21 protein-coding genes are annotated in these 20,300 nt (G+C 45.6%); 9 read left to right on the plus strand and 12 right to left on the minus strand.

Annotation, left to right across the window (positions count from 1 at the left end):
- Window positions 1-112: 112 nt before the first annotated feature.
- Entirely contained in the window at window positions 113-1,354 is a 1,242-nt protein-coding gene (locus HUG15_RS22235; RefSeq protein ID WP_200125939.1) for an Nramp family divalent metal transporter, read from the minus strand.
- 130 nt (window positions 1,355-1,484) lie between these two features.
- A complete protein-coding gene (locus tag HUG15_RS22240; RefSeq protein ID WP_200125941.1) occupies window positions 1,485-1,649 on the minus strand; it encodes a hypothetical protein in 165 nt (54 codons plus the stop codon).
- Window positions 1,650-1,790: 141 nt separating this feature from the next.
- Here HUG15_RS22240 and HUG15_RS22245 point away from each other — a divergent pair, with 141 nt between their 5' ends.
- Complete coding sequence (locus tag HUG15_RS22245) at window positions 1,791-2,771, plus strand: SDR family oxidoreductase (RefSeq protein ID WP_200125943.1); 981 nt, start codon at window positions 1,791-1,793, stop codon at window positions 2,769-2,771.
- 230 nt (window positions 2,772-3,001) lie between these two features.
- Here HUG15_RS22245 and argS read toward each other — a convergent pair whose 3' ends face one another.
- A complete protein-coding gene (gene argS, locus HUG15_RS22250; protein WP_200125945.1) occupies window positions 3,002-4,678 on the minus strand; it encodes an arginine--tRNA ligase in 1,677 nt (558 codons plus the stop codon).
- Between the two features lie 3 nt (window positions 4,679-4,681).
- Window positions 4,682-5,113, minus strand: a complete 432-nt coding sequence (locus tag HUG15_RS22255) for a YwiB family protein (RefSeq protein WP_200125947.1) — start codon at window positions 5,111-5,113, stop codon at window positions 4,682-4,684.
- Window positions 5,114-5,338: 225 nt separating this feature from the next.
- On the opposite strand from HUG15_RS22255, the gene HUG15_RS22260 reads away from it, so the two are divergent.
- The 5 genes from HUG15_RS22260 to HUG15_RS22280 all read left to right on the plus strand — a co-directional run bounded on the left by HUG15_RS22260 (window position 5,339) and on the right by HUG15_RS22280 (window position 10,701).
- On the plus strand, window positions 5,339-5,545 hold the full coding sequence (locus HUG15_RS22260) for a hypothetical protein (RefSeq protein WP_200125949.1): 207 nt from the start codon (window positions 5,339-5,341) through the stop codon (window positions 5,543-5,545).
- A 152-nt stretch (window positions 5,546-5,697) separates the two neighbouring features.
- Window positions 5,698-8,013 (plus strand): ribonucleoside-diphosphate reductase subunit alpha, encoded by a 2,316-nt coding sequence (locus HUG15_RS22265; protein ID WP_200125951.1) that lies wholly within the window; start codon window positions 5,698-5,700, stop codon window positions 8,011-8,013.
- The gene (locus HUG15_RS22270; protein ID WP_200125953.1) at window positions 8,013-8,519 is read left to right on the plus strand and encodes a class Ib ribonucleoside-diphosphate reductase assembly flavoprotein NrdI; all 507 of its coding nucleotides are present in this window, start codon (window positions 8,013-8,015) and stop codon (window positions 8,517-8,519) included. The genes HUG15_RS22265 and HUG15_RS22270 overlap by 1 nt, the downstream gene beginning before the upstream one ends.
- On the plus strand, window positions 8,446-9,489 hold the full coding sequence (locus tag HUG15_RS22275; protein WP_200125955.1) for a ribonucleotide-diphosphate reductase subunit beta: 1,044 nt from the start codon (window positions 8,446-8,448) through the stop codon (window positions 9,487-9,489). Before HUG15_RS22270 ends, HUG15_RS22275 begins: the two co-directional genes overlap by 74 nt.
- 324 nt (window positions 9,490-9,813) lie before the next feature.
- Window positions 9,814-10,701, plus strand: coding sequence for an Abi family protein (locus HUG15_RS22280; protein WP_200125957.1), 888 nt, complete (start codon window positions 9,814-9,816; stop codon window positions 10,699-10,701).
- A 370-nt stretch (window positions 10,702-11,071) separates the two neighbouring features.
- On the opposite strand, the gene HUG15_RS22290 is transcribed toward HUG15_RS22280, so the two are convergent.
- Window positions 11,072-11,638: a DeoR family transcriptional regulator gene (locus tag HUG15_RS22290; protein ID WP_211202304.1), complete on the minus strand. Its 567-nt coding sequence runs from the start codon at window positions 11,636-11,638 to the stop codon at window positions 11,072-11,074.
- Window positions 11,639-11,848: 210 nt separating this feature from the next.
- Between HUG15_RS22290 and HUG15_RS22295 the strand changes: the two genes are divergently transcribed.
- Both HUG15_RS22295 and HUG15_RS22300 read left to right on the plus strand, forming a co-directional pair.
- Complete coding sequence (locus tag HUG15_RS22295) at window positions 11,849-12,415, plus strand: copper resistance CopC family protein (protein ID WP_200125963.1); 567 nt, start codon at window positions 11,849-11,851, stop codon at window positions 12,413-12,415.
- 6 nt (window positions 12,416-12,421) lie between these two features.
- Window positions 12,422-13,828, plus strand: a complete 1,407-nt coding sequence (locus HUG15_RS22300; RefSeq protein WP_200125965.1) for a CopD family protein — start codon at window positions 12,422-12,424, stop codon at window positions 13,826-13,828.
- A gap of 152 nt (window positions 13,829-13,980) precedes the next feature.
- On the opposite strand, the gene HUG15_RS22305 is transcribed toward HUG15_RS22300, so the two are convergent.
- The 4 genes from HUG15_RS22305 to aroD all read right to left on the minus strand — a co-directional run bounded on the left by HUG15_RS22305 (window position 13,981) and on the right by aroD (window position 16,917).
- On the minus strand, window positions 13,981-14,430 hold the full coding sequence (locus tag HUG15_RS22305) for a type II toxin-antitoxin system VapC family toxin (RefSeq protein WP_200125967.1): 450 nt from the start codon (window positions 14,428-14,430) through the stop codon (window positions 13,981-13,983).
- A 10-nt stretch (window positions 14,431-14,440) separates the two neighbouring features.
- Complete coding sequence (locus HUG15_RS22310) at window positions 14,441-14,620, minus strand: hypothetical protein (RefSeq protein ID WP_200125969.1); 180 nt, start codon at window positions 14,618-14,620, stop codon at window positions 14,441-14,443.
- 99 nt (window positions 14,621-14,719) lie between these two features.
- Window positions 14,720-16,039 carry a hypothetical protein gene (locus HUG15_RS22315; protein ID WP_211202305.1) on the minus strand — a complete coding sequence of 440 codons (1,320 nt, stop codon included), beginning with the start codon at window positions 16,037-16,039 and terminating at the stop codon, window positions 14,720-14,722.
- 107 nt (window positions 16,040-16,146) lie between these two features.
- Window positions 16,147-16,917, minus strand: a complete 771-nt coding sequence (gene aroD, locus HUG15_RS22320) for a type I 3-dehydroquinate dehydratase (RefSeq protein WP_211202306.1) — start codon at window positions 16,915-16,917, stop codon at window positions 16,147-16,149.
- A 106-nt stretch (window positions 16,918-17,023) separates the two neighbouring features.
- On the opposite strand from aroD, the gene HUG15_RS22325 reads away from it, so the two are divergent.
- Complete coding sequence (locus tag HUG15_RS22325) at window positions 17,024-17,560, plus strand: shikimate kinase (RefSeq protein WP_246516438.1); 537 nt, start codon at window positions 17,024-17,026, stop codon at window positions 17,558-17,560.
- Between the two features lie 51 nt (window positions 17,561-17,611).
- Here HUG15_RS22325 and HUG15_RS22330 read toward each other — a convergent pair whose 3' ends face one another.
- The 3 genes from HUG15_RS22330 to HUG15_RS22340 all read right to left on the minus strand — a co-directional run bounded on the left by HUG15_RS22330 (window position 17,612) and on the right by HUG15_RS22340 (window position 20,299).
- Complete coding sequence (locus tag HUG15_RS22330) at window positions 17,612-17,809, minus strand: helix-turn-helix transcriptional regulator (RefSeq protein WP_200125975.1); 198 nt, start codon at window positions 17,807-17,809, stop codon at window positions 17,612-17,614.
- Complete coding sequence (locus tag HUG15_RS22335) at window positions 17,810-18,316, minus strand: DUF6773 family protein (RefSeq protein WP_200125977.1); 507 nt, start codon at window positions 18,314-18,316, stop codon at window positions 17,810-17,812.
- A gap of 255 nt (window positions 18,317-18,571) precedes the next feature.
- Window positions 18,572-20,299 (minus strand): acyl-CoA dehydrogenase family protein, encoded by a 1,728-nt coding sequence (locus HUG15_RS22340; RefSeq protein WP_200125979.1) that lies wholly within the window; start codon window positions 20,297-20,299, stop codon window positions 18,572-18,574.
- Window position 20,300 lies beyond the last annotated feature (1 nt).

Raw genomic sequence — 20,300 nt, forward strand, 5'->3', positions numbered from 1 at the left:
CCCTTTTTCTCTCTCCATTTTATCACCAGATATATACTTTTGTATATACCTTATTCTATCCATGCCATTTCTGTTCTATTCATGAACACCCCCCAGACCCCTTATGCAACAACTACACTTCTGTAATAAAGTCGAGAATCGCTTCCACTAGACTGTAAATACCAAGTGCGCTGACAATCAATACGATAAGGCCGCCGATAATGTTAAGTTTGATTGAATTGACGTATTGGCCGAGCAAATTTTTGTTATTGACGACGATTAACAAGAAAATCGCGATGATCGGTAAAATCAGGCCGTTTAAGGCTTGTGCAAACAAAATGAGTTCCAACGGCTCAAAGCCTGTCGCTGAGGTGATCACCCCGATCGAGATGACGATGATAAACACCATTTTAAAACGGGGGTTATCAAAACCCGTGCCCCAATTGGCAACGCCTCCAATTGTATAGGCTGCACCCATCGAGGCCGCGAGTGCCGATGAAAATCCGGCAGCAAGCAACCCGATGCTAATAAACACCGTCGCCCATTCACCAAGCGTTGGCTCCAGGGCAACCGCCAACTGTTCGATCCCCGTCACGTCAGTGCCACGCATTACTGCCGCCGATGTAATCAATACCGCGGCAGTAATAAGCCCTCCGATGCCGATTGTAATTAAAATATCTAATCGGGATTTCTTTAGATCAGCCGGACTATTCCAACGTTCATGCGCACTTGAGGCGTGTAGGAAAAGGTTGTAGGGGACTACGGTTGTCCCGATCAGGGCAACAATGATTACGATAGAGCCGCTCGGGATGGAAGGCGTGAATGCACCTTCAAAAATCGCAAGCACATCCGGTTGAACGACCACCATTGTCGTAATGAACGTGATGCTCATAATTCCCACGAGAACGATCAGTATTTTTTCGAAAACTTTGTAGGTTCCCATAAGACCAAGGACGAGAATGATGGTCCCGAGCACCGGCGCGATATAGTTTTGCGGGATACCGGTGATCAACGTGAGTCCGAGCGCACCACCTGTCAAATCCCCGGCCATATACGCCGCACAGCCCGTGGCAATCGATACGCCTACAACCGTCACCGTTATGTATTTCAACACCGGTCGTTTGAATTGATCGCGAATCGCTTCTCCCAAACCGCTTCCGGTAACAATGCCGATTTTTGAAGCCATCCCCTGTAAAATCATCGTGGTAACAATCGAAAACAAAACTGCCCAAAGCAAGGCATAACCGAACGATGCCCCCGCTTCCGTCGCGGTTGATACGGTCCCGGGACCGATGAACGAAGCGGCGATGATGGCCCCCGGCCCGATCACTTTCAATTTTGATATAAAGCGGGCGAATAACGTATTATTTTCCATTCCCTGCACCTCTCCGTTCATGTGCCTATTTTAGGATTCAGCATAACTCAGGGTTTAGCGGGAGAGCAAGAAAAAATTCAGTAAGGCGAGCCGGAAAGGGCTGGGCAATGTACTGCCAAGCCCCTATGTTTTACATTAGTGGATAATACGGTTCATAACGAGGGTTTGTGTAATAAGGCGGCCGCTCACCGATTTTAGGCATTGCCCACGTCTCCGATATATACTCCATCATGACCTCTTCATCAGATTCATCCACAAGCAGCAGCTCTACCTCAGGGTTAAATTCATAGCGCAAACGATCGCCTCCTTCTAACGTTATCTCTATGCAAATCATTCTGATGCGAGCATGTCATGACCAAAAAAGGCCCAAGACATGCACAAGGGCATTCGCCCAACCATAAATTGTTTTGGAACATACAACATATGGGAGGTCATCATGATACAACATGACGATAAAAGTTATCCATCGGAAGAAATGAAAGAGCTGCAAAGATGGTTCGAAGAAAATAAACAAACAAAGCCCTATCCCTTATATCCCAACTATGGAAAAATAACACGGTATGAAGATGTCCCGCTCGCGCAACCCGAACAGCGTCAGCTTCGGCAACCCGGGCTTGAAGCGTTTATGGTCCCCAAACCGATCATTGAAAATCCAAATTATAAAGGAAGCGGAAAACTAAAGGGAAAGATCGCGTTGATTACAGGGGGAGACAGCGGGATCGGGGCAGCAGCAGGCATCGCCTTTGCCAAAGAGGGTGCGGATGTTGCCATCGCTTATCTCGATGAGCATGAAGATGCGGAACGGACGAAAAAAAGAATCGAGCATTTTGGACAGCAATGTCTCTTGCTTCCCGGAGATTTAAGCACCAAAAAGCAAAGCGTCGAGATCGTCAAAGATACGATTGACGCATACGGCCATCTTGATATTCTCGTCAATAATGTCGGTATTCAATTTCAGCAAATGGATATCGAGAACATTAGCGATGAACAGTTTGATGATACGTTTAAGGTCAATATTTATTCCCATTTTTACACAACGAGAGCCGCGCTCCCTTATTTAAAACCCGGAAGCTCAATCATCGGGACGACATCGGTGACCACGTATGCCGGCGAACCTCTATTGGTCGATTATAGCGCCACAAAAGGCGCGATGGTCGGTTGGACACGATCACTCGCACAAAATATTGCCGATCGGGGCATTCGTGTGAACGCCGTTGCGCCGGGTCGGATCTGGACGCCGCTCATTCCGGCAAGCTTTTCCGCTGATGAAACCGCGCTGCACGGCGGAAATCTTTTTGATCGTATCGGGCAACCCTTCGAAGTTGCACCAGCTTATGTTTACTTGGCCTCCGATGATGCTCGTTTGGTGACCGGGCAAGTGCTCCATGTCAACGGCGGAGAGACGATGGACTCATGAGCGGAATCTAATCCTTGATCGGCTTATGGCGACCTAACTGGAAGGTGACCCACACGTTAGGTCGTCATAAGCCACTTTTGACGACCTAACAGAGAATGGGCACCCGCGTTAGGTCATCATCTGCCCCTTTTGAAGCCCTAACTCGAAGGTGACAGCCCCGTTAGGTCGTCATCCGCTCTGCCCGCACAAAAAAAGCCCGGATACGCGAAGTATTCGGGCATTAAGATCACTCACATTTGGTCGGGTGCATACACGCCGATGAGCGTGAGCCCGTTGGCGAGCACCGTTTGTGTGGCATTCGCTAGCGCCAGCCGCACTTGCGTCAATGCGGGGGAGCCAGGGTCCACGATGCGCTCTGCATTGTAGTAGCTATGGAACACCGACGCCAATTCATGTAAATAATTCGGAATGCGATGCTGAACATATTGTTCAGCGGCTCCTGCCACAACGGTTGGGAACTCGCCGATTTTTTTCAATAGCTCATATGCTTTTTCCGATTCGATCAACGTTAAATCGAGGTCGGCACCTGGGTCATAAGCGACGCCTTTCTCTTCTGCCTGGCGAAATAAACTGCTCACCCGGGCATGGGCATACTGCACGTAGTAGACGGGGTTCTCATTGGATTCCTCAACGGCCAAATCCATATCAAAATCCAGGTGCGTATCCACACTTCGCATGGCAAAAAAGTAACGGGTGGCATCCAAGCCTACTTCCTCTGCCAGTTCTCGCATCGTTACGGCATTCCCCGTTCGTTTGCTCATTTTCACGCGCTCGCCGCCTTTGACGAGGTTGACGTTTTGCCCGACTTGAAAATCCAGCTTCTCCTTCGGATATCCTAGCGCTTGAATGGCCGCGTGCATACGGGCGATATAGCCATGATGATCGGCGCCGAACAAATCGACAAGCTTATCAAACCCGCGGTCCAGCTTATCTTTATGATAGGCGATGTCCGGAAGCAAATACGTGTAGGAGCCGTCATTTTTTACGAGGACACGGTCTTTATCATCGCCATATTGCGTCGATTGAAACCACGCCGCCCCGTCCTTCTCGTAGACTTCCCCGTTTTCCCGCAACGTTTCAAGCGTCTCCTCCACTTTTCCCGTCGTATACAACGACGTTTCGGAAAACCACGTATCAAACGAAACACGGAAATCGTTCAAGTCTGTTTTCAACTTTTCAAGCAAATAATCAAGGCCAAGTCCACGAAATTGCGCTCGTCTCTCCTTTTCCGGCAACGAGACAAACGCCTCGCCGTGATCTTGCACCACCTGCTCTGCAATGCCGACAATGTCCGGGCCTTGATAGGCATCCTCGGGCATTTCCGCTTCCCGGCCGAGCGCTTGCAAATAACGGATATCCAACGACAGCGCCAATTTGTCGATCTGATTGCCGGCGTCGTTAATATAGTACTCGCGCCCGACATTGTAACCGGCCATGTCGAGGATATTGCAAAGGGCATCGCCGACGGCAGCACCGCGCGCGTGTCCGAGGTGCAATGTTCCCGTCGGGTTCGCCGACACAAACTCCACCAACACAGAAGTTTCTTTGCCCGCATCGGAGCGTCCGTACGCCGCACCTTCACGAAGAACCGTCGGAATGACCTCGCGGAGGAATGCCTGATCAAGGAAAACATTAATAAACCCGGGGCCCGCCACTTCAAGGGTGCGCACGGAGGCCTTCTCCTTATTGAAATGCGCCGCAATTCCTTCCGCGATTTCCCTCGGGTTCTTTTTCGCCACGCGCGCAAGCTGCATGGCGACGTTCGAGGCGTAATCGCCGTGGCTTTTGTCTTTCGGGGTTTCCAATATAATATCCGGGATCTCTTCTTCTTTTGCAAAACCGTTCGCGATGACGGATTCGCTTAATGCTTCTCTAATCTTCTGCTTCGTTTCGTCCAAGATGTTCATTTTTTATGACTCCTTAACGTCAATCGCCACCTGATAACTGCCGGCGAGTTGTCCTTGTAATTCCAGATCATAGTCCAGTTTAACATGTAACAACGATTCATTTGGATGGTCCACTTGCACATGCTTTGTTTTCGCTAACGTTTCAAACGTGCCGTAAGGGGTCCCGTACGATCCTGCTTTCTCTTCCCCTTCCATATAGGCTTGTCGCATGGACACAGCCCCTGAGCGAACAATGGTAAGATCGGATTCCTGCTGAATTTTAATAACGGTTTTTACTTCCCCGATATCTTGCAATTGTTCCGTAAACGTCACATAGGTGCTGTTTTCCTTTTCCACGAGCTCCCCTTTCCCATTCACGTGGATCTCTTTTCGTTCCCCGCCTTGCTGAACTTCGGTTTTCATGGATACTTGAATTGGGATGCCTTCCGTCGTCATTAACGTTTCCCCTTTCCTATTGTAGAGTTTATCCTCTCTGTTTATCGGTTGCAACAGCCGAATATTTGCTATTGATATGTTCGTCGAAACCCGACCGTAAGTCCTGCTTTCGGGGAGAAAAAATTAATAAAAAACAAATCGACAAATCATGCCAATTTCGGTAGAATAACAAATGGAAGATTGAGCACAAAACGTATGATCGTTTTTCAAGGAGGCTCTTTCGTTTTGTTTAAGAATATTGGTATTGCCATTATCATCCTATCTGTCCTCATCGTTTTTTTACATATGATCAGTGGCATTATTCTATTCGGAGCGGCGCTCTGTTCTTTAAGCATCCATTATTTTAACCAAACAAAACGGGATTGGTTTGTCGCTATCGTTTATGTATTACTCGGAATGACGTTAATTGTTTTATCTTTCCTTTACCTGTAAAACAAAAAAATTTTCCTCGAAATTTGCCGTGATGAACGTATGTCTGCGTTTTTCTCTACCAACCAAAACACAATTTGTAGTATCCCATGTTTTATCCTCCCACTATATGTGGTATAGTTGATGTATAATCGAAAGATTGGAAGTGGCGATTCATGACGACAGTTACAACGAAAATTACAAAGGACGGCGGTTCGCGCTCCATGCCGTTTGACCGTGACCGTTTGTATGCATTTATTGACGAAGTCACAAGTGACATCCGTATCCCGTCTTATATTGATCAATACAAAGAAAAAATCATAAAGACGATTGAAGCAAAAGAACAGTTTTCCGCTGAAGAAATCACCCAGCTTTTACTCTTAACAGCCGCGGAGAACAACGACATTGACATGCCGGAATGGACGTATGTAGCCACGAAAATTTTCTTGCGGGATTTGTACAAAAAAGCAGCGTACAACCGCAGCTACGATGCCGAGCAAAAATACGGCAGTTATTACGGCTTGCAAAAACGCCTCGGCCATTTGGGCATCTATGACCCGACGATCCTCCGGGACTACACGCGCGAGGAGATTGACGAAGCTGCCTCATTTATCGACCCTGAAAAAGATCACCTTCTTACATACGCCGGTTTGCGCACACTGAGCGACCGCTATCTTGCAACAGGCTATGATGGGAAGGAGGTCTACGAGCTGCCGCAGGAACGATGGCTCACGATCGCGCTCACGCTCATGTCCCAGGAAGACCGTTCGAAGCGCATGGCACTTGTGAAAGAGGCCTATTGGGCATTATCAAATCTCTATATGACTGTCGCGACACCGACACTAGCCAACGCCGGCAAAAAAGCAGGGCAACTGTCCAGCTGTTTTATTGACACAGTGGACGACAGCCTGCAAGGCATTTACGACAGCAATACCGATATTGCCAACGTCAGCAAATACGGCGGAGGCGTCGGCGTTTATATCGGCAAAGTCCGCGCCGCCAACTCTGACATTCGCGGGTATAAAAATACGTCTTCAGGCGTGGTGCCCTGGATCCGCCAAATCAACAATACAGCCGTAAACGTCGATCAGCTCGGCACACGCGCGGGCGCCGTCGCCGTTTATCTCGATGTGTGGCACGCGGATATCTTTGAATTTCTCGATTTGCGTTTGAATAACGGTGATGAGCGCAAACGGGCCCATGATGTTTTTACCGGCGTCTCCTTGCCCGACGTATTTATGGAAGCGGTCGAGGCGCGCGGCGACTGGTATCTTTTTGACCCTCACGAAGTACGCAAAGTCTTCGGCTGGTCGCTGGAAGACAGCTATGACGAAGAAAAAGGCAACGGCACGTTCCGGGAACGCTATGAGCAGTGCGTACAATCCAATGAACTGACGAGCCGTAAAAAAGTAAACGCGATCGATGTCATGAAACGCATCATGCAATCGCAGTTGGAAACCGGCACCCCTTACATGTTCTATCGCGATGAAGTGAACCGCATGAACGCGAACAAACACGAAGGCATCATTTACAGTTCCAACCTTTGCACAGAAATCATGCAAAACATGTCGGAGACCGTTGTCATCGAGCAAATCCAAGACGACGGGGAAATTCTCGTACGCAAAAAACCCGGCGACTTCGTCGTCTGCAATCTTTCATCGATCAATCTGGGACGGGCCGTCAGAGCCGATGTCCTTCCGCGCTTGATCCCGATTCAGGTACGGATGCTTGATAACGTCATCGGCATCAACCAGCTTCCGGTCGTACAAGCGCAAATGACCAATCATAAATACCGGGCCATCGGCTTGGGAACGTTCGGATGGCACCATCTTCTCGCCCAAAACCATATCGCGTGGGATGATCCGGAAGCGGAAAAACTCGCCGATCAAGTTTACGAAGATATCGCCTATCGGACCATTCAGGCAAGCGCGGATCTTGCCATTGAAAAAGGGGCATATCCCGCCTTCCCGGGTTCCGAATGGGAGAGCGGGCGCTATTTCGAACGGCACGGTTATTTTGACCAAGATGAAGATGCAGCGCTTGGAAACAACGATCATTGGAAAGAGCTGGCCGAGCAGGTCCGAAACACCGGAATTCGCAACGGTTACTTGATCGCGGTTGCCCCGAACAGCAGCACAGCATTGATCGCCGGCAGCACGCAAGGCATTGATCCGTTCTTTGGGGCAAGCTATGTGGAAGAGAAAAAAGACTACCGAGTGACCGTTACCGCGCCTGATATTACGGGAGAGAACTACAAATACTATGAGAAAAACGCGTTCCAACAGGACCAATTCGCAAGCATTCGCCACAACGCCGCGCGGCAAAAACATGTGGACCAATCGCAATCCTTTAACCTTTATGTCCCGGCTTCCATCAAAGCGAAGACATTGCTTGAATTGCATTTAACGGCCTGGAATTCAGGGTTGAAAACAACGTATTATGTACGAAGCAGCAAAGTGGACATCCGCGAATGCGAATGGTGCCAAAGCTAATGGCACCCCGAAATGCACTGATTTTGTATGAATCGTTAAGCGGCAATACGGCACAACTCTCCATGTTTATTCAGCAAATGCTTGAATATGATGGAGTAGACGCCGAACGCATGCCTTTACGTTCTTTTCTCGACCTCTCCATTGCAGATGCCGAAGCGATGATTGGGCCATACGGGACTATCTTGATTGGCACATACACCGATGATGCCCATCTTCCCCCGGAACCGATTGAAGAACTAATGGAGACGTATGCGTTTCCGGATAAGCAAATCGCTGCTTTCGGTACCGGGGACACGCAATGGGGAGAGACGTATTGCCTGGCTGCACACACAGTGGCCAAACATTATCAGAGCCCCTATCCGGTTTTGGAAATTGAACAAATGCCCGCGAGAAGCGACGAAGAAAAAATAGACCATTGGTTGGAGGCGATTGATGATGAGCAAACTCATGGAAAAAGTAGCGATTATGGAACCGGCAAATCCGGTGCGGTCCACCGGCATCATTAACGGACAATCGAGCGGTATTCTGAACTGGAACGACATTCCTTATCCATCTTTTTACCGTACGTATCGAGAACTGCTATCCAATTTCTGGATCCCGCATGAAGTGAATATGAGCCCGGACAATAAATCCATCATGGAATTATCCGATGAAGAGTTACGCGCCTACAAACTCACGATTGGCCTCCTTGCCACCCTGGACACTCCCCAAGGACGTCTCATTCATGGCGTCAGCGAATATGTCAGCGATGACAGCGTCCACGCGATTGCTGCCGTCATCGCGCAACAGGAAGTCGTTCATAACGAAAGCTATTCTTACGTGCTTTCCAGTTTGTTCGGCTTCGAAGACCAAAAACAAATTTTTGAGGACGCAAGAACGAATCCGACGATTGTCGCCCGAAATGAACGAATCATGCGCGCGTATAACGACTTTATTGAAAACCCGACGGAAGAAAAACTGGTCAACGTCATCGTTTATTCGCTCATCTTGGAAGGCATCTTTTTCTACAGCGGCTTTGCTTTCTTTTATAACCTGGCCAGACAGCAAAAGATGAATGCGACCGCACAAATCATCAGCTTTATTAACCGTGATGAGCTCGTGCACGGCAAATTCATGTCAGAGTTATTGCGCGCCATCCTTGGCGAAAACCCGCATTTGAACACGCCGGAATTCATGGACTTCGTTAAAAGTGAATTTCAACACGCCGTTGAATCGGAAATCGCTTGGTCAAATGAAGTGCTCGACGACATTATCGGCATCGATCTCGATGAAATGCACCAGTATATTCAGTATCGCGCCAACAAAATGCTAAAAATGCTCGGCTTGGATCCGATTTATCCGAACGCTCAGGAAAACGCCATGCCTTGGATCAAAGCCTTCGTCGACAATTTCGACGAAACAAAAACCGACTTCTTCGAAGCCCGCAACCGCAGCTACGAGAAAGTGGACGCTGATAATGGGTTTGATGAGTTGTAAAAAAAGAAAGGGGGCTGTCTAATTGCAGACAGCCTCCCCTTAACTAGCTAATCATTATTACAAACTATACACCTAAACAAAGGTTCAAAACTCTCAAGAGCCCGCAGGCTGAAAGGCAGTGACAACCTTATCACCTCATGAGCAAGGAGGTGATTGCCATAAGTCGACAACGAAGAAAAAAGGCCGAAACAACAAAGAAACAGATGAATTTTTCGTCTTTTTATTGACAATCGCCAATAGACATCATATTATAATAAGTAATTGAACTCGCCACGCCTCTCATTGAAGCGGACCGCGGCGAGTCGTTTATTTCTGAGGTGAATTATGGAAGGTTCAAATTTAACAAAAGAATTTACCACTTTCCGTGAACAATTAAATATTTTAAAAAGTCGTAACCTTATTATCAAAGATGATGATTTTGCTGTTTCAGTTTTAAAATCTATAAATTACTACCGTTTCACAGGATATCTCATTCCTTTTAAAACTGCAGACGGAAAATACAAAAAAGGAACTACTTTTGATCAAATATACAATATATACGAATTTGATCGTAGGCTACGTTTATTGCTATTAGAGTTAATTGAATCAATCGAACTTAAATTCAGAGTAGCAGTAAGCCATTATTTTTCGGAGAAGAATACACCCACCGCATACGAACATGCTTCATATTTTGTTGATGAATCTAAGCACAAAAAATTTTATGATCAATATATCGAGTATAGAAATAAAAGCAATGAACTTTTCATTAAACATTACCTTAGTAATGGATATGATATTCCATTTTGGGTGGCCGTTGAAATTATTCCTTTTGGCTCACTATCTATGTTATACGCAAACATGAACAATGATGATAAATCATACATAGCCACGAAAGCGTATAACTCAAAACCTTATCTAATTAATAGTTACATGCATACTTTTTCTACATTAAGAAATGCTTGCACTCATTTCAATAGAATATATGATAAAAGCTTTCCAATCAAACCTAAAATTCCTACACCTATTTCGAAAAAGTTTAACCCATCATTTACTATGTATAAAATTTTGTTAGTTATGAAATCTTTGCTCGATAACCGTTTATTCATGAATAGCATGATTAATTTAAATGTACTTATTACCGAATATAGTGAGTCGATTGCACTTCACCGTATTGGCTTACCTCAAAACTGGTACAATGAATTAACCACCAAAAGTTTGGATTCAATTATCTGAGCCTATCTCTCACTAGTCAAAGATCATTTCTCCCATTGAAAAATGGTGTATGTCATCATTCGCCTAATACAAATGATTCCTGTAACACGTCTCTGTCAATCATGGACGGACACTTTTTCCGTTTCTCCTTCTCCAAAGTGCCCGATGTTACGCTTGCTGCAAACTCGGCCGATTTGATCGATGAATTTCTGATATAGACCACTAGTGCAGCATGGCTAAATTATGCCCCCCTTCCATGTCGTTGCTACTCGAGCCACCTTGTATATCCCCTTACCTTTTATATGTGCATTGCATATTTTTCACTGAGCAATGGGATAATCCGCGCTTTCCCCTTCCCACCATACCTATTTGGCGGTAGCTCTTTTTATATCTATTCCGTACAATCACAAGAACCGCTCATTTGTCTATGTACTTCACGAACAGCTGAGTGGAACGAGTGAACACACCCTCCGAATCCCATTGAAAATTTCTCCGCCTGTTCTTTTTTTTCAAAGACGAGAACCTGGGGTGAACAGCACCCTAATAGCTCATCTGCTCCCAAAAGATAAAAAGCGTTTTTCCCGCTGATCGTCGTGCCCTTTAAAAAATCCTGACAAATGAGTTGATCGACCTGTTCAGCTTGATAGTGGTAACGCAACAATGCGCAATGGGGACAGCAAAAATATTCAATATGTTGGTCGCCATATAACATTTGTGCCTGATGGATACGATTGTTTACCTTCAAACAGTATGCACAATAATCAGGCGTTGGTTCGCTCTCTCGAAGTACGATGCCCCCGGTTGTTCGAGCGATGTCCCCTTTTTCCACGAGCGGTTTAATATCACGGTAAACGGTCATTTCCGAGACGCCTAGTCTGTGGCTAATGGTTGCAATACTTAACGTTTTTTCTTTCTCTAGCCAATGCATAACAGACTCTTTTCGCTGGTAAGGCATCATTGATTCCTGCACTCCTTCCACGTTTAACGATTCTAGTGTAAACCTTTTTCGCGAAATAGAACAAGATGAATATTGTGTGAAATTGTTATAAGATGTGATTCTACAACATATCTGTATGTTATGGTTGGCGTAGGAGAAAACGCTTAATCTTGCGTGATGAGGTCTTCTGTTAGACATGCTATGGTTAAGAAAAACTTGGGAGGAGAAAAAATGAAATATTTTTTCGTATTCGTGGCTACAATTTTGTTGTCATTGGCCGTTGTGTCCACGACTTTCGGACATGCACATATGGAAAATTCCGACCCCGAAGACGGCGAAACTGTTGAAGAAGAAGTGGAGACAATCACGGTTTTCTTCGATTCAGGCATTGAATCAGCGACCACGGCAACGGTGACCGATGAAGAAGGAAACGAACATGAACTTGCGGATGAAACGATTGAAGGGGATGATTACATCGCTACCCTTCAAGAACCGTTAACATCGGGGGATTATACGGTTGAAGCGACAGTGCTCGCAGAGGATGGACATACGACCGAAGAGGCATTCACTTTTAGCGTGGATGCTGACGATGAAGCCGTTGAGGAAGAAGCTACAGAAGAAACGGACGGTACCGAAGAAGAAAATGGGCCAGAAGAAGCCGCTGAAGAAGAAAGTGCTACCGAAACAGCAGAAGGCGGCGATGACGGAGGCGCGGGAGGACTTCTGCTCGGCGCTATCGGCGTAATTATTGCAGGCGCTTTAATTTTCTTTATCTTCCGTGGCAGAAAGGCCGCATAAAAACCGATGGTTATTATTGCGAATGCGATATTGTTCATCGCCCTATCGCTTTTTATCGGTATTCATATCCTTGAAGCTATATCTGACGATCAGCGGCCGACCTTACGCATTCCGAAGTTTCTTCTTCCGGCACTTGTGATCGCGATGATCGTTTTTAGTTTTATTCCGGTTGGCCTAATTGCGGAACAGACCGCTGCCACTTCATCGGAACCCTTTCCTTCCGTCCTTGTTTCCAGCTTATTCGAGTTTAATATCGGACAAGGGTTTGTCGCGTTTGCATTTTTTCTTATCATTGTAGTCATTGCACGATTTATAGTAAAAAGGCGATACCTGCTTTTAATCCCCGTGTTTGGAATGATTCTGGCTACGAGTTGGAGCTCTCATGCCGCATCCCTTTCCGATCAAGGCTATATCTTCGATGTTTTACATACGACATCAGCGTTATCCTGGACTGGGATACTCCTCGTTGCCAGCTTCTTCTCGATCGGCGAAGACCGTTGGCTCCGCTTTTTTCACTGGTTCACGCCATTTGCAATCACGATGGTGCTTCTTCTCTTCGTTAGCGGGATTGGGATGCTGCTATTCATTACCCCGGAGTATACGAACAGTTGGCTCCTTCCGTACGGGCAATGGCAATTGCTGAAGCATTTGCTCTTCATTCCGCTCGTGTTCTATGGATTCGCCCATGGCTTTATCATGAAAAAAAGACTGTCGGATCCCATGAAAAATGAAAAGAAGCGTAAACCTCGCTTCTCTTTGCAGATAGAAAGCGTTGCCCTCGTTGTTGTTTTTGTCATCACGGCCATCATGGCTGAACAAGAACCGCCGCATGAAGTCGCGCAAACATTGGAGTTTACAGAAGTGTCGGGTTTGGCGAGCCAAATGATTGGACCGGGCTTGCTTTCAGGTGAAATGGTGCTATGGACCCCAAATATCCCGGCGATCCTGCTGGCCGGCGCGGCGATCACTATTCTCGTTTTTTTCATCTATAGCGTTGGTACCAGGCGTCCTTTTTGGTTGGCACCGATCTATATTGCCCTATTTGTGATGTCGGTTTACACATCTCTTATGATGGGTGCGGATGTGGAAACGATAGCCAAAGATACGTCCACGGAGTCTATCGAGGTTGACATATTAAATGATTCAGAAGCAACAGTCGGTGAAGAATGGACGTTGCAGGCTGAAGTCACCCAGGAGGATGAACCGGTCGAAGATGCTGATGAGGTCATTTTTGAAGTTTGGCACGATGAGGATGAACAAGGCATAATGATTGATGGCAAGCACACCGGAAACGGGATATATAAAGCCGATTATCAATTCTCGGAAGCCTCGACGTATTATGTCCAACCGCATGTGACCGCCAAAGGACAGCATCGCATGCCTGCGCACGAAGTGGATGTTATTGACGAGTGATACGGGAGCGATTGTTTGCGGGCAATCGCTCCTATATATAATTCAGGAAGGTTATAAATTATTTTTGATTGCCACTGCCACGTATGGCGCTTATACCTTGTTTAAGGTATGCGAGACGTGGGTAGTTCCATGCTTACGAAAATATCTCTCATTTACAATTCTGGTGGGGCAATGATTTCGATGGTTGAGTAATGATTCAGACTATTGATAAGCGAAACCGCCTTGCGAGTTTTCACTTTTACCAAATGCTTAAAATTCCAACTTAACAAATATCTACTATCATTCACAGTTGCTACTGCAACATGCCTTGCATCATCAGAATATTTTTCAGGAAAAATCCCTTCCTGTACATATATATTTGAAAGATATTTCGCTTCATCCGAAAATTTAAGGATTTTAAAAGGTTCAACAGTTTTAAGAAATGTTGACTTCATAGGTTCCGGCGCCGCATTTAACTCATCGAGTACAATTTCTGAAATATGAACTTCTTCCTGTACAATCTGATCCCAAGCTTGTTCCGTTAGCTGCTTCCTTTCGGGACTTCGTTCATCATACAAAGCACTAATCACAGAAGTATCCAAATATATTTTTGTCTTTAACATCACTAATACCTCAATGGACTTGCTTCTTCTGAATTGATTTTAATGCTCTTAATGCATGCAATTCGAACAACATATCATCGTTAGGAAATTCTTCTCTTATTTCGTCAATGACTCTTGCGGATACCTTTGGATCAATATTCAAATTATCTGCCACAGATTGATAATCAAAAAACCTGATATTTTGAGCCAATTTGATCACCCTCACCGACTGTAAAGTTAGTTCATATTTTACCATGAGTCGCTGTTATTTCAAAAACAATGTAATTGCCTGAGCCTCCCGCACCGTGCTTCAACCCAGCAACACCGAAAAACCATAAGCAACCAAAATAATAAACGTGAGAAACGTTAGCGCGAAAGGGATGTTTCGCTTAATGATCGCGTACGGATTTACGTTTAATTGCATCGCGAGAACGGTCGGGGTAACATTGAGCGGTCCGATCATAATCGTGCAAAGCCCTGCTCCAATCAGTAAGACGCTGACCCCATACGGATACGCCGCGACGACATCACCAAGGAACGGCGTGATTAACGCGATGGAAATCAATGGGTGAAATCCAATCAGCGCGAGCCCGAAAATAAAAAAGCCGATAATCGCGTAAAAAAGCAAAACGGTGTAATTTTCATACATATGATGAAGCATCGTTTGTAGCTGGTCAAACACACCGGTATACGGAAAAACCTCCACGAAAAAGCCGGCAGACAAAAACAAAAAAAACAAGCCATGCATTTGCCGGGCATTCCCTTTCACCCGGGAGAAAGCCAACGTACGGAATCGCTTTCCCCTTTTCAAAAATAGCGCCCATCCGAACGTAAAAGGCACGATTAAAATTGTAACGGTAAATAAAAAGGTTTGTGTCCCGAAGCTGTTAAAAAGCAGCACAAGCAAAATGAAAACCGTGATCGCGAGTGCCATTTGCCTAAGTTTTTTCGCTAACTGCTTTTGCCCAATTCCCTCCCCTGCTTCCAGCGCTTCAATATGAACACCTTTGTAGCGCTTGCTATGCAAATACCAATCGACACTCATAAACAAAATGCTAATCACGAACAAGGTGGGCAGTAATGTCAAATAGCTTTGCCCTGTAATGTCAATGCTCGCGGCAACGAGTATCTCCGTGGGGCTCCACAGCAACACGAACGCATAAGCCCGCAATAAACTGTGGGAAAAAAACTGCTGGATTTTTTCCTTGCCGAGGGATTTAATTTTACTGCTTACGGCTGACACGACAACCGGTATCGTTGCCACATTCAAAAATAAAGTGAGCATATAGGTAACGAGCGACGTCCGCTTGTAAAAGGTGGTGGCCGTCGGCCGCGGGCCATTACTAATCATGTTCCCGAGCGCTTGATCATAGCGACCTATGGCAATCACCACGCTCATGCAAGGCAACAGAAATAGCAAAGCCAGCAACCCGGCCAACGATCCAAACAACGACAAAAAAGGCTCATCAACCGGCGCAACGGTAATATAAGAAATAACCGCGAGCACCAAGAAAGAAAGGCCCACCCATCGATACAGCGGACCTGCCTTGTTTACCGTTAGTAAAATAATCGCGATCGAACTGATGCCAATCACATAATCCAAAAATTCCAATGCCACGACTTCACTCAATAAGTAACTGATCACTAAGATAAAAAATAAGTAAAATATCGAAAACACCTACTTTGCTGGAGGTGAGAGGTTGGAAGTGGGAGGTGAGAATACACCTTCACGCTATTCTATGATCCCATATTCTTCCTTAGAATGCGAAGGACTTGCTCAACATCCTCGACAGGTACCTGTCCCGGCGCTGAAGATTGTGCTCCGGAGGCAAACGTAAGTGCCGAGCCGAAAACCCCTCCTGCCAAACGTGTCATTATTCCGTTCGTTCCCATTGCCATTGAAATAAGAGGGATCGAAATCGTGCGGCTCATTTTTTCCGTCACTTGCAAAAGAGTGATTACATCCGTTTTTGATTGGGGCATTACCGCTATCTTGGCGACATCAGCTCCCAACTCCACAGCTTCACATATCTTTTCTTCCAACTGTTGTGCCGAAGGCGTTTCCGTAAAATTATGATAGGAAAGAATAACATCTATTTCCTGATTCCTCGCTTGATCGATTAGATGAAGCGTATTTTTTTCCGGCTGACGCAATTCGATATCGACCCCGTGAACAGCATTGCTTTCGATGACTGATTCATACAGTTGCACAACCTCATTCTCTTTGAAAGAAACCGCTTGCCCCCCTTCTTCCTCGGAACGTTTAGTAAACAATAGCGGACGTTTTGTTTCTTGATGCATCTCTTTCGCAATATCAACAATAAGATCCACGTCTCGAATATTTTCAAAGTAATCCACGCGCCACTCAAAGAGATCCACTGGCTTTTCATTTAACTGTTTCCATTCATCCTGTAAAGCCTCACGGTTCTTTCCCATTAACGGAACACAAATCTTTGGATGAACCGTTTCGTCCCCGTTTCGTGTATGTAGTTGTAACCCCTTGCCCATATTCATCCCATCTCCTTTTCTACCATTTTCCCCTTTCAACCGTTACTTTTCAATCATGGTTTGCTACAATGGCAATCAAAGATGATAGGAAAGCGGGGTTATTTGCTTGGCAACGTCGATAGAAGAAACGATTCTACTCACCGGCTTCATGGGATCCGGCAAAACAATGATCGGAGAAGCGTTAGCGAAAAAATTAAACAAATCTTTTGCGGATATTGATAAAATCATTGAGGAAAAGGAAAACATGCCAATCACGGAAATTTTCAAAAAGGAAGGGGAAGCAGCGTTTCGCGCAAAAGAAAAAATGGAAATCGCTGATTATTTAACAGGACCTTCTGCTGGAAATGCCGTTGTTTCTGTCGGTGGTGGGGCCTTTCTTCAAGAGGAAGTGCGTCACATTTGCATGAAAAATGCCACGGTTATTTTTTTACATATCTCTTGGACCGCGTGGCTCGAGCGATTAGATATGCTTGTCGAGACCCGTCCCGTGCTACATGGAAAAACAATCTCGGAAATCCAAACGCTTTACGATGATCGCCAAACCGTATACGACCAACATCATTATCGTGTCACTGTCGATGGCCTCGATCCCGAGGAGGCGAGCGATAAGATTATTTCGACGCTTCGGACTAAGCCTATATAATATATCAGCCAAAATCAAAAAACCCCCTCCCGCTTAACAGGGAGGAGGTTACTATTCTTGTTCCCAAAACAAATCATCCAACGTCTTCGACAAAGCTTTGCAGATCGAGATGCATAGCGCGAGGCTGGGGTTGTATTTTCCCAGCTCAATCAAACCAATCGTCTGGCGCGAGACACCGACAAGTTTTGCTAGCTGCGCTTGGGACAAGTCCTTTTCCACTCTCGCAACCTTCATTTTTATATTCTTCATTTACTCTTCCTCGTTTTTTCTGGCGATCCGCTTGCTGTTCGATTTCGCCAGTAGGTAGGGGATCCCTATCACAAATAATAAAAAGCCAACATAGCCCACAATGCTTACAAAGAAAACGAGTCCGAAATAAACCCATGATTGAGCCGTTCCCTCCGCATACTGCATGGCACTATTGATCCCCATGAAAAGAGCGAACACAACGCCGGCAATGCCTATAAAAAAGACCAATTTTGTGTCCGTAGAAAATTTACTTTTTTCATCATGGGTTTCGACTTCGTCTGAAAATAACCCTAAATTTGAAGAACGTATAAGGTAATAGACTCCACATGCCAATAAGATTGCTAATTCAGTTAAAATCATCGCCTCTCCCCATCCATAGATAGACATCTTGATGGCCATGGAAAGAAAACATATAGCGACGACAACCCAATATAACTCCTTGTAAATTTTATTCTGCGATTGGATAATTCGCTCGTCTTTCTTGTTTTTATTTCCGGTAAAAAACATTATGTGTGCCTCCTTTTTATATTTATTATACATTAAAATTATCATTTTGCAATATATATATGTCATAATGTAAAATAAAAAGTAGTTACCCCCATCACGGTTCACCTACTTTGTCGGTGCGAAACCCTCGCCCGCTAAGGCAATTGGGTTCTATGTGATTTCCCTGCCCAGTGGCCCTACAGCACTGCCTTTACGCTTTTATCTTATCCCGTTAATAACCAAATCTCCCCACAAACTCGGGGGAGATTCAAAGGATTATTGAAAACAGACCAGCTTTTTAAAAACTTCTTCGCTGATGTTATCCGATAAAATACCACGATCAGCCGGTTGGCTAAATTTCATTTTCACCCATTGTTCCGCTGCAAGCATTCTGCGGTCATCGCCTTTGTACTCAAGGTCATACTGTGCTTCTTCGAGCAAATGGACCGCGGCGTAGAGATCATACATAAAATCGGTCAACTTTTTGGCTGCTGCTTGTTGTGTGCGTTCATCCGCTTTGGATAACCGAACGATGAGATCCTCCAAGTGTTTCACTTCCTTCGATAATTGTACTCTAGTACCTTCGAGCGCCGGTTGCTCGATCGCGCCAAGCGTACAACGAAGATCTTCCATAAAAGGTTCTGCCCCGCCTTTTTGTAACGTTTTTAACACTTCAAGCGCCTGTATATTAGCCGTTCCTTCCCAGACCGGATTCACGACTGCGTCTCGCAGCAGTCGCGGCGTAACATATTCTTCAATATAACCATTACCTCCATGCAGTTCGAGGGCTTCTTTTGCAACGGAGACGCCAAGGTCACTACATCGGTACTTTGCAAGGGACAGCAAAATGCGCATCAGGGAATAGTTTTCTTTGGACTCCTCTCCGTAGGTGTGAACATCGTCAAACTTACGAATGGTTTGTGAGGTAATGGCCCAACCGGCTTCAATTTCCGTGATCATATTGATGAGCGTTTCCTGGACCATCGGAAATCGATTGATATTTTCTCCAAATGCGCGCCTGTGACTTGTATAGATCGCCGCTTCCAAAAAAGCTCTTCTTGCAATCCCGAGCCCTCCTAGAGCTGTACCTAATCGGGATACATTTAACGCTTCCGCCATATATTTAAATCCTTTGCCTTCTTCCCCAATTAAGTATCCGACAGCTTCATTTAATTCCAACTCTCCACTGGCAACCGCACGCACGCCTAATTTATCTTTTAAGCGACGGATCGTGACATTATTTTTTGTTCCATCCGGAAGGGTTCGAGGCATCAAAAAAAGCCCTAATCCACGGGTGGATGGTTGTTCATTCACCCGCGCCAAAGTGATCGCGATTTCTGCGTCGCAATTACTGGCAAACCATTTTTCCCCGCTTAACAAATAATGATCGTCTTGTTTTTCAGCTTTTGTCTCCGTTGCTCCTACGTCGGAACCGCCCTGAATTTCAGTGAGGAACGTGCCCCCCTGTTCATGGATATCAGGGTCAGTCGAAGCTAACAAAGACAAATAATCGTCTTTTTGGTCCTTACTTCCGAACTTTTCCAGAACGAATGCAGCCGATTGGGAAAGTCCGACGGGACAGGTAAATCCTGTTTCCGCTTCACAGAGCATATATAACAATACCGCGTTGACCATAAACGGGACGCGTTCCGGTGCAGCTTCATCATAACGATATGATACAACCCCTGTGCCGTAGCCATCTTTCACCGTCTGCAAATAACCTTCGTTATACCAAATCTCGTTAATCTCCTCGCCTTTTTTGTTATATCGGATGAGTTGGGGTGCACCCGATCTGTCCGTATGCACAGCCCTTCGATCGATCGGACCGGAAGCTAGCTCTCCTGTTTTCGAAAAGTCCGACTTTACATAGTTGAACATGGATTCAGATAAATAACGATTGGCATACCGCCGTAAAATTGGATCGTCGTCAAACCAATTGGCGTCGTTTCCCTCTTCCCATTTCGTATAGTCAATTCCTTTTTGTGTTTGTACGTTATTTGACATT

Source organism: Salicibibacter cibarius (assembly GCF_016495725.1).
GTDB lineage: Bacteria > Bacillota > Bacilli > Bacillales > Marinococcaceae > Salicibibacter > Salicibibacter cibarius.